Source organism: Xanthobacter sp. BG11Y11_SDJG (genome assembly GCF_057364445.1).
Genome location: NZ_JBNFNU010000346.1, coordinates 1 through 4,530 on the forward strand (window position 1 = coordinate 1; position 4,530 = coordinate 4,530).

The 4,530-nt window shown below is 69.3% G+C and carries 5 protein-coding genes; 1 reads left to right on the forward strand and 4 read right to left on the reverse strand.

What is annotated here, in order from left to right; all coding sequences use genetic code 11:
• The first annotated feature begins 163 nt into the window (after nucleotides 1–163).
• Complete coding sequence (gene serA, locus AC2W7M_RS20310; RefSeq protein ID WP_486134434.1) at nucleotides 164–1,750, forward strand: phosphoglycerate dehydrogenase; 1,587 nt, start codon at nucleotides 164–166, stop codon at nucleotides 1,748–1,750.
• Between the two features lie 40 nt (nucleotides 1,751–1,790).
• Here serA and AC2W7M_RS20315 read toward each other — a convergent pair whose 3' ends face one another.
• The 4 genes from AC2W7M_RS20315 to AC2W7M_RS20330 all read right to left on the reverse strand — a co-directional run.
• A complete protein-coding gene (locus AC2W7M_RS20315) occupies nucleotides 1,791–2,753 on the reverse strand; it encodes a DMT family transporter (protein WP_486134436.1) in 963 nt (320 codons plus the stop codon).
• 298 nt (nucleotides 2,754–3,051) lie between these two features.
• Nucleotides 3,052–3,639, reverse strand: a complete 588-nt coding sequence (locus AC2W7M_RS20320; RefSeq protein ID WP_486134438.1) for a disulfide bond formation protein B — start codon at nucleotides 3,637–3,639, stop codon at nucleotides 3,052–3,054.
• Between the two features lie 7 nt (nucleotides 3,640–3,646).
• A complete protein-coding gene (locus AC2W7M_RS20325) occupies nucleotides 3,647–3,754 on the reverse strand; it encodes a DUF5993 family protein (RefSeq protein ID WP_486134440.1) in 108 nt (35 codons plus the stop codon).
• 168 nt (nucleotides 3,755–3,922) lie between these two features.
• A partial coding sequence (locus AC2W7M_RS20330) for a VOC family protein (protein WP_486134442.1) occupies nucleotides 3,923–4,530 on the reverse strand: 608 nt, incomplete at its 5' end.

Genomic DNA, 4,530 nt, shown 5'->3' on the forward strand with positions numbered 1-4,530 from the left:
CGGTGCCCCGGCCCCGAACGCCGCGAAAACCCCCCCTCGCCCCCCGGCCCCTCTCCCTGCCCTCCCCCCGCAAGCGGGAGAGGGTTCATGCCGGTGAAGCGCAGCAATGGCGCGCAGCCCGGCACCCAACCCACACACACACACACAATTCCCGGAGCCCCCAATGGCACCCCGCGTTCTCATCTCCGACAAGCTCTCCCCCGCCGCCATCCAGATCTTCAAGGATCGCGGCGTCGAGGTGGATTTCCAGCCCGACCTCGGCAAGGACAAGGACAAGCTCGCCGAGATCATCGGCAATTATGACGGCCTGGCCATCCGCTCGGCCACCAAGGTGACGCCGAAGATCCTGGAGAAGGCCAGCCGCCTCAAGGTGATCGGCCGCGCCGGCATCGGCGTCGACAATGTCGACCTCCCGGCCGCCACCGCCAAGGGCGTGATCGTGATGAACACGCCGTTCGGCAATTCCATCACCACCGCCGAGCACGCCATCGCCATGATGTTCGCGCTCGCCCGCGAGATCCCGGCGGCGGACGTCTCCACCCAGGCCGGCAAGTGGGAGAAGAACCGCTTCATGGGCGTCGAGGTCACCGGCAAGACCCTCGGCATCATCGGCTGCGGCAATATCGGCTCCATCGTCGCCGAGCGCGGCGTGGGGCTGAAGATGAAGGTCATCGCCTTCGATCCCTTCCTCTCCCCTGAGCGCGCGCTCGATCTCGGCGTCGAGAAGGTGGAGCTGGACGACCTGCTCGCCCGCGCCGACTTCATCACCCTGCACACGCCGCTCACCGAGAAGACCAAGAACATCCTCTCGGCCGAGAACCTGGCCAAGACCAAGAAGGGCGTGCGCATCATCAATTGCGCCCGCGGCGGCCTCGTCGACGAGGCGGCGCTCGCCGCCGCGCTGGACGCCAAGCACGTGGCCGGCGCCGCCTTCGACGTGTTCACGATCGAGCCCGCCGAGACCAACCCGCTGTTCGGCCGCGCCAACGTGGTGTGCACCCCGCACCTCGGCGCCGCCACCACCGAGGCGCAGGAGAATGTCGCCCTCCAGGTGGCCGAGCAGATGAGCGACTACCTGCTCTCCGGCGCCATCTCCAACGCGGTGAACTTCCCCTCCATCACCGCCGAGGAGGCGCCGAAGCTGAAGCCGTTCATCGAGCTGGCCGAGAAGCTCGGCTCGTTCGCCGGCCAGCTCACCGACACCGACATCAAGACCGTGCGCATCACCTATGAGGGCGCGGTCGCCGATCTCAAGGTGAAGGCGCTCACCTCGGCGGCGGTGGCCGGCCTGCTGCGTCCGGCGCTGCCGGACGTCAACGTGGTGTCCGCCCCCTCGGTCGCCAAGGAGCGCGGCATCGTCATCGAGGAGATGACCCGCGCCGCCACCGGCGACTATGACAGCCTGATCACCCTCGCGGTGGTGACGGACAAGTATGAGCGCTCGGTCTCCGGCACGGTGTTCGCCGACGGCCATCCGCGCATCGTCAACATCAAGGGCATCAAGGTGGACGCCGAGTTCGCCCCGGCCATGATCTACGTCACCAACGAGGACAAGCCCGGCTTCATCGGCCGCTTCGCGGGGCTCCTGGGCGATGCCGGCGTGAACATCGCCACCTTCGCCCTCGGCCGCGACCATGCGGGGGGCGATGCCATCGCGCTGGTGGCGGTGGACGGCAAGGTGCCCGCCGACGTGCTCGGCAAGGTGCTCGCCTTGCCGCACGTGAAGCAGGCCAAGGCGTTGGGCTTCTGAGACCGGCGCTCCGGCAGCCGGCGGCGATAGCCGCCGCCGGTCACCCCGGGGGCGGGGGCTCCTCGGCGGCGGACTTTCCGGGGATGCCCTTGCGGCCGGAGACGGTGGCAAGCCCGATGCCGCCGATCACCAGCACATAGCCCACGAGATGGTACCAGGCGAGCCGCTCGCCCAGGAACACGATGGCGAGCGCGGTGCCGAACACCGGCAACAGGTGGATGAACGGCGCCGCCCGGTTCGCGCCCACCATTTCCACCGCCCGGTTGAAGAACATGTAGGCGATAAGCGAGGGCCCCACCGCCACATAGGCCATGGCGGAGTAGGTCAGGGTATCGAACTTCAGGTACTTGCCGAGGTGCATCTCCCACAGCACCGTGGGGATCAGGATCACCGCGCCCATCGCCATGATCACCAAAAGGAACGACAGCGATCCCATGGGCGGCCGCTTGCGCAGCATGGCGGCGTAGAAGCCGTAGATGGCGATGGCGAGAAGCAGCCACAGGTCGCCCACGTTGGGCTTGAGGTGCACAAGCGTGTCGAGGTCACCGCGGCTGATGATGAACATCACCCCCACCAGCGACACGCCGATGCCCGCCGTCTGGCCGAGCGAGAGGCGGTCGCGGAACAGCAGGAAGGTCCATACGGCGACGATCAGCGGCGTGGTGGACTGGACCAGGAGCCCGTTCACCGCCTCCGTGTACTGCAACCCGTAATAGGTCATGGAGTTGTAGCAGGAGATGCCGGTGGCCGAGAGCAGCAGCAGGCTCGGGAAGTGCGTGCGCACCAGCGGCCAGTCGCGCATGAGCTGCGACCAGGCGAACGGCAGCAGGATCAGCGTCGCGCCGGTCCAGCGCACGAAGGCGAGGGTGAGCGGCGGCACGTGCCCGACGATATAGCGCCCGAGCACCATGTTCACCGCCCAGAGCATCGCCACCAGCACCAGCAGCAGATAGGGCGCGTTGAAGACGGCGCCGAGCGGACCGGTCGAGCGGGGTGCGGACATGACCTCTTCCGAAGGCGTTGCGGGGCGGGCGAGGAAGGGGCGGCCACGGTCCGACACGCCAGCGCGATGCGGACCGCTCGCGCGCGGCGGCGGGGCGCCGGATCGCGATCCGGCTCTCAAGACACCCGGACCGGATCGTGGATCCGGCCGTCAAGGCGGTTTGGCCGGATCGCTGATCCGGCCGTCAAAGCGGTTGGCCGGATCGCTGATCCGGCCTTGGGGCTCATCTAGCCGCTTTCGCCGCGGTCCTGAAATGCATTCTCGTTGGGGCTCGATCAGCAACCTTGATGGGGGCGCATCACTGGCCGAAGAGCTGGCGCAGCGGCGCGCCGATGGCGCCGTCCTGCAGCAGCAGGTAGCTGGTGGGATTGTCGGGGCACAGGCCGCCGCCGCATTCCAGCACGGTGGAGGCGCCGTTGGCGAAGGCCAGAAGCAGGCCGAGCGCCACCATGATGCCGCCCAGCGCGCCGATCCGCGCCGGCGGACGCAGCCCGTCCGCGAACTGGCGGTCGAACAGCAGCATCGCCGCGGTGCCGGCGACGCAGACCATGAAGACGATGAACGCCCAGGCATAGAAGTGCAGGCCGAAGAAGGCGTCGCCATAGGCGCCCTCGCCTGGCACGATGTGCAGCAGCGTCTGGCGCAGCGACACCGCCGCCCCGGCCAGCGACGAGATCAGCATCACCGCATAATGCGACGGGCGCGGGCCGAACTTCACGTTCAGCGCGAGGCCCGCGGCGACGCCGAGGAAGCCGGCCCGCTGGAGGATGCACAGCGGGCACGGCAGGTCGCCGAACAAAAGCTGGTCGGCGAAGGCGACGATCAGCACGACGCACACCGCCGCGAGGCCGAGGGCGTTGAGGGTGCGGGAGAGGTCCGGGCTCATGGTCCCCTCACAGCGCGATGTTGAGGGGGTCGGTGGCGTGCAGCTTGAACAGCACGAGCATCGCCGCCATGGACACGAACCACAAGGCAAGCGCGAGGGTCCGCGATCCCGCCAAAGTCGCGACGAAGGCGAGGAAGACCCCGAAAAGGGGATGGACATCATGGGTGCCGCCTCCAGGGCGCCAGCCGCGCCCCTGTTCTTGGGAGGGGCCCGGCGGACCGCCTCCTCGAAGCGCACCCTAGTGTGATTTGCCCCGTTGCGAACGGCGCGGCCGCACCCCCGCTCAGGCGGTTCCCCCCGCCGGCTGGAACGTCACCGCGTTGCCCGAGGGATCGGCGGTGACGATGCCGCCGTCCTGCCGCGCGAACGGCCAGCCGGCGGCGGCGAGGCGCCCTTCAAGCGCGGCGATGCCGTCGCCCGGCAGGCGCACCTCGAAATGATCGAGCCCGGTCGAACCCTGGGGCGGCGCCGCGCCGCCGGCCGAGTGCCAGACATTGAAACCGAGGTGATGGTGATAGCCGCCCGCGCTCACGAACAGGGCGCCGGGATAGGCAGCCATCACGCGGAAGCCGACGAGGTCCACCCAGAAGTGGCGGGCGGCGTCGAGGTCGGACACCTTGAGGTGCACGTGCCCCATGTCGGTTCCGGCCGGGGCCGGGCCGCCCCCTTCCGCCGCCTCGCCGGCGAGCGCCGCGAGGTTGAGCGGCAGCGTCTCCATGGCGATGGTGCCGTCCTCGGTGGCGGGCCAGGCCTCGCGCGGGCGGTCGCGATAGATCTCGACGCCGTTGCCGTCCGGATCGTCGAGATAGAGCGCCTCGCTGACGAGATGGTCCGCGGCGCCGACCCGCAGGCCGAGCCGGCGCGCCGCCAGAAGCCGCGCGGCGAGCGCGG

Coding starts and splice junctions, on each gene's coding strand:
- serA (WP_486134434.1), top strand. CDS start 164: ATGGCACCCCGCGTTCTCATCTCCGACAAGCTCTCCCCCGCCGCCATC.
- AC2W7M_RS20315 (WP_486134436.1), bottom strand. CDS start 2,753: ATGTCCGCACCCCGCTCGACCGGTCCGCTCGGCGCCGTCTTCAACGCG.
- AC2W7M_RS20320 (WP_486134438.1), bottom strand. CDS start 3,639: ATGAGCCCGGACCTCTCCCGCACCCTCAACGCCCTCGGCCTCGCGGCG.